General features: G+C 59.7%; 4 protein-coding genes. All 4 read left to right on the forward strand.

Annotated elements, in window-relative coordinates; all coding sequences use genetic code 11:
- Nucleotides 1-418: 418 nt before the first annotated feature.
- The 4 genes from NW856_RS09140 (at nt 419) to NW856_RS09155 (ending at nt 4,282) form a co-directional block, all read left to right on the forward strand.
- The gene (locus NW856_RS09140; RefSeq protein WP_414399914.1) at nt 419-2,206 is read left to right on the forward strand and encodes an MBL fold metallo-hydrolase; all 1,788 of its coding nucleotides are present in this window, start codon (nt 419-421) and stop codon (nt 2,204-2,206) included.
- Between the two features lie 54 nt (nt 2,207-2,260).
- Entirely contained in the window at nt 2,261-3,016 is a 756-nt protein-coding gene (locus NW856_RS09145; protein WP_414399916.1) for an ABC transporter ATP-binding protein, read from the forward strand.
- A 202-nt stretch (nt 3,017-3,218) separates the two neighbouring features.
- Complete coding sequence (locus NW856_RS09150; RefSeq protein WP_414399915.1) at nt 3,219-3,794, forward strand: TIGR04376 family protein; 576 nt, start codon at nt 3,219-3,221, stop codon at nt 3,792-3,794.
- A 77-nt stretch (nt 3,795-3,871) separates the two neighbouring features.
- The gene (locus tag NW856_RS09155) at nt 3,872-4,282 is read left to right on the forward strand and encodes a PipX family protein (protein WP_414381329.1); all 411 of its coding nucleotides are present in this window, start codon (nt 3,872-3,874) and stop codon (nt 4,280-4,282) included.
- Nucleotides 4,283-4,323 lie beyond the last annotated feature (41 nt).

Genomic DNA, 4,323 nt, shown 5'->3' on the forward strand with positions numbered 1-4,323 from the left:
GGCAGTTGGGATCCCTCTTGGCCTGAGCTGCTGTTTGGCTTGGTCTGGGCCTTCTACAACCTGATGATCCTGACGGTGCGCCCCGACGATCACGATTTTGCCGGCTTTGCTTTTCCCAGCAGCAGCGCCGCTGCGGCGACAGAAGAGAGCGCCAACCCATAGGCTGCCAAGCCAAGACAAGTTCATCGCAAAACCAAATCCCCACATCCATTCAGCTGCTGCAGGGATGAAATGGCAGGCTGCCGCGGCAGATGGTGGGCAAACGCTATGCTGTGAGAAGTGTAGGATAAGTGGATCGGCACAGGTTGTCTCCAACTCTCCGGGGAGGTGTACCGGTGGAGAGGGGGGATCCCTGGCCAAGTCGCCCCTCCTGTTTGCAGGATTGAACGCGGTCTTCTAGGTTCAGAACGACACACCTGTGGAGTCAGAGAGACCCCCCCTTCGACTGCTCCCCCTGGGTACGGATCCCTGGCAGCAGGGCTGTGCCTATTGGCTGGAGATGGGATCCCACCGTTTGCTTCTCGATTGCGGGTTGCCCGCTCCTGCCCTCTTTAAGGCTCTGCCAGGGATCCCGGATGCGGTAATCTGCAGCCATGCTCACTTTGACCATGTGCAAGGGCTACCTGCTTTTCATCGTCGTTACCCTCAGGTACCTCTCTACGCCACGCCGGTGACTGCTCATTTGGCCGCTGGTCTGTGGGAGTGTGGCGTTTGGCCAGGCTACGACCGGGACATTCGCTTTCCCCCCTTTCGGGCGCTGCCTTTGGGCCGGGCGCGAGAGATTTTGCCCCATCTGATGCTCACTTTCTTTGCGGCTGGGCATCTGCCAGGAGCGGCGGCAACCCTGCTGCAAAATACCCAAACCACTCCGGCCCAAGCCTGCGTGTACACGGGCGACTGTTCCCTGGCCTCAACTCGCTTTGCCCCCGGCTTGGATCTCATTGCTTTGCGCCACTGGCAGCCGGACGTGTTGCTCATCGAGGCTTCGCTGGGATCCACCCGCCATCCACCCCGTCGTCACCTGGAAAATCGCCTGGTGGAGCGGTTGCTCAGCGCCTTGGAAGCGGGGCAAACGGTGCTGTTTCCCCTGCCAGTGTTGGGGTTGGGGCAGGAGCTGATCTTTCTCCTCAAAGCCCACCACCGCTTTACCCAAGCCCCCCAAGAGCTCAAGATATGGGTGGCGCCGGGGCTGGCGGCAGGCTGCAATCTCTACGAGCGCTTGCTCACCTACCTGCCGGAGCCGGTGCGCAATTTCGCCACCTACCAGCCCTTGTTCTGGGAAGACCGCCTGCAGCCGCGGGTTCAGCCCCTTACCGAAGCGGATCCTCTGCCCCAAGGCTTGCTGCTGTGCGACGCCGATGCCGGGCCTGAGGCTTGGGATCCAATTTGGTCGAGGTTGTTGGCCCAACCGCAGCGCTCCTGTCTGCTGGTGCGGCTGCCGGAAGTGGAGCTGGCTACCCCGTTTGAGCGTTGGCCGGCGCCGCTGCGCTCCCGCATTGCCGTTGAATGGATAACCTGGCACAGCCACAACGATGTCGGGCATCTCACCCAGATCATCCACACCTTTCGCCCCCAGCATTTGGTCTTGGTTCACGCCGACCCCAAGCAGGCTCAGGATCTGGCGGATCTGCCGGAGCTGTGCAATCGCTACCATGTCCACTGCCCTCAGCCTGGGCATTGGCTGGAGTTGCCCGATGGGCACCTACAAACCCCAGTTAGGCTCGCGGAGCTGAAGGCCGGTTCCCCCGCCGAGATCAGGGATCCCCCTTTGCGCTACGAGGGGGAGGTGGAAGAAGTTTGGCAGGAGCAGGGGTCGCCGCGGACTTTGGCGGGGGTACAGGTGCGTCTGCCGCCCCAGATTACCCAGGATCCCCGTTGGCCGGCCTGGGCCGATACCGGCCTGGTGGAAGCCCGCTGGCAGGGATCCGAACTGGTGCTGCGCGGCCTTTCTCCACGGGAGCTGATCCGCCCGGCAGAGGCTGCCCCTTCTCCAGCAGGGATCGTGCCGCGTCCAAAACAGCCTTCTGTATCCAGTCATCACGGTGGCAAAAAGTGCCAAAATTGTCGCTTTGCCCGCCAGATCTTGACTTCCCAAGCCCAAGCCTTTCGCTGCGATCAGGAACGCTCTCCCCTCTACCGCCTCAGGGTGGATCCCCAGGGGAGCTGCCCCTACCATCAGCCGCAGGAGATCCGCTCTTCCGGTTAGCCGTCAAGCCAGGGAAGCCCAAAGGCTAGAATGGGGCAAGTCGCGGTGCCAACCATGCTTGAGCAAGATTCCTGGGCAAATCATCGCCGTGGGCCGGTCGGATCCCTGGAGCGCCCAGCCGAGGCCTTGGCTGCGGCCAGCCCGCCCGTAGTGCAGATGGTTGGGGTGAACAAAGTCTATCCACTGCCGGAGGGCAGTTTTCAGGCCCTCTACGATATCGACTTGGCGATCCAGCCGGGAGAGTATTGCGCCATTATGGGGCCCTCTGGATCCGGCAAATCCACCCTGATGAACCTCATCGGCTGCTTGGATCGGCCCAGCTCAGGGCGCTACTGGCTGGATGGGGTGGAAGTTTCCACCCTGACCGATCGCGATTTGGCCCACATTCGCAACCAAAAAATCGGCTTTGTCTTCCAGCAGTTCCATCTCCTGCCCGTCCTGACAGCGCTGGAGAACGTCATGCTGCCCTTGGCCTATGCTGGGATCCCGGAGCCGGAGCAACGCCGGCGGGCCAAGCAAGCCCTAGAACAAGTAGGCTTGGGGAGCAAACTGCAGCAGCGTCCGGCCCAACTCTCCGGCGGCCAGCAGCAGCGGGTGGCGATTGCTCGTGCCATTGTCAACCGACCCCAACTGTTGCTGGCTGATGAGCCGACTGGGGCTCTGGATAGCCATACCGGCCAGGAAGTGCTGAACCTTTTTGCGGAGCTCCACCGGCAGGGCATCACCCTGGTCGTGGTCACCCATGACCTTGAAGTAGCCCAGGCCGCCCAGCGCATTATCCGGGTTGAGGATGGCCGTTTGCTGGATTGAGGAAGACAGGGATCCGCCTGGGGGCAGTTGGGTTCAGGAGAGTTCCCAGTTGCAGTGAACTTGCCTGCTGGATGGATCCCTGGCCTCACTTTGGGTGAAGGTCGAAGGGAATGTCTTAAACGGGCATGGGATAACCCTATCTAGGATGGCCCAGCTTGGGCTACTCTAAACGCAACTGAGGGCTTGGGAAGAGGATCCGTCCATGAAACTGATCGAAGATATCATCCGGTTTTTGGAAACCCGCCTGGAAGAATTTCTCAGGGCCCACCCTGAGATCGAGCTGCAAGCCCTCGATGAGCAGTTGCGCCAGCAGGAATCGGATACCCTGCGGCTGTTGCAGGAAAGCCGCGTCCAAGAGGAGGCTCTCCAAAAAAGCATTCTCAACTTAGCCGAGGAGATTAAAACCTGGCACTTTCGCATTGAGAAGGCGCAGCGGGCCAATCGTCCCGATCTGGCCGAAGGAGCGCGACGCCGGGAGGCTGAGCTGTTGGAGAGGGGCAGCCAGCTATGGGGTCAAATGAAAGCCCAAAAGGAGAAAATCCAACAAATGGAAGCCCTGCTGCCGCAGATTCGCCAGCGCCGCCAAGAAGTGAAGGCTAAGCTGCAGGAGGTAAGAGCCGCGCAAGCCAAAGGCATCGACAACCCGGACCGGAATTTCAGCCCTTGGGGAAAACCTTTCGAGGCTTGGGATGAATTGGAAGAGCAATTTCGTCAGCTAGAGGGGGAAAACGAATTGAATGACACGAAGAGGAAGGTGCGGGAACAGCAGCGGCGGTAACAGCCTGACCCAAAATCTTGTTAGTTTGCTAATGTTGAATCCAGTCGCAACAGCCAAAATCGAGCTGGGCGGAACTTGTGATTCAAACCCTCGGTCTCAAGAGCCGTAGCCCCATCATTTCCGGAACTTTCTCTGGCACCGACCGGGAAGAAAAGTCTCTCCTCTCCCCCAAGAGTGATACGCTATTGGGCATGAATGAGTTGTATCTGAATCACCCCACATTTGGTCTGCTCTACAGCCTGTGTCAGGTCGACGAAAATCAGGCTCTCTTCACCACTCTCTACGCCCAAAGGCTCTTTTTTCGGGTTTACTTCAGGCCGCCGGATAACAGCGGGGATCCTGCTGCCATGGAGGAGTTGGTCTTCGATCCGATTAGCCGTAATGAGGCTCGCCAGCTCATCGAAGAGCAAATGCGCCTGCTGCGCCGTGCTGCCCGCCAAGATGAGCTAGAACAATTGCAGTTGATCTACAAGCAAACCTTTTCGTAAACTACCCGGCCCTGACTGCTTCGCAGTACAGGGCGGGCTTT

Source organism: Synechococcus sp. R3-13 (assembly GCF_047462195.1).
Lineage (GTDB): Bacteria > Cyanobacteriota > Cyanobacteriia > Thermostichales > Thermostichaceae > Thermostichus.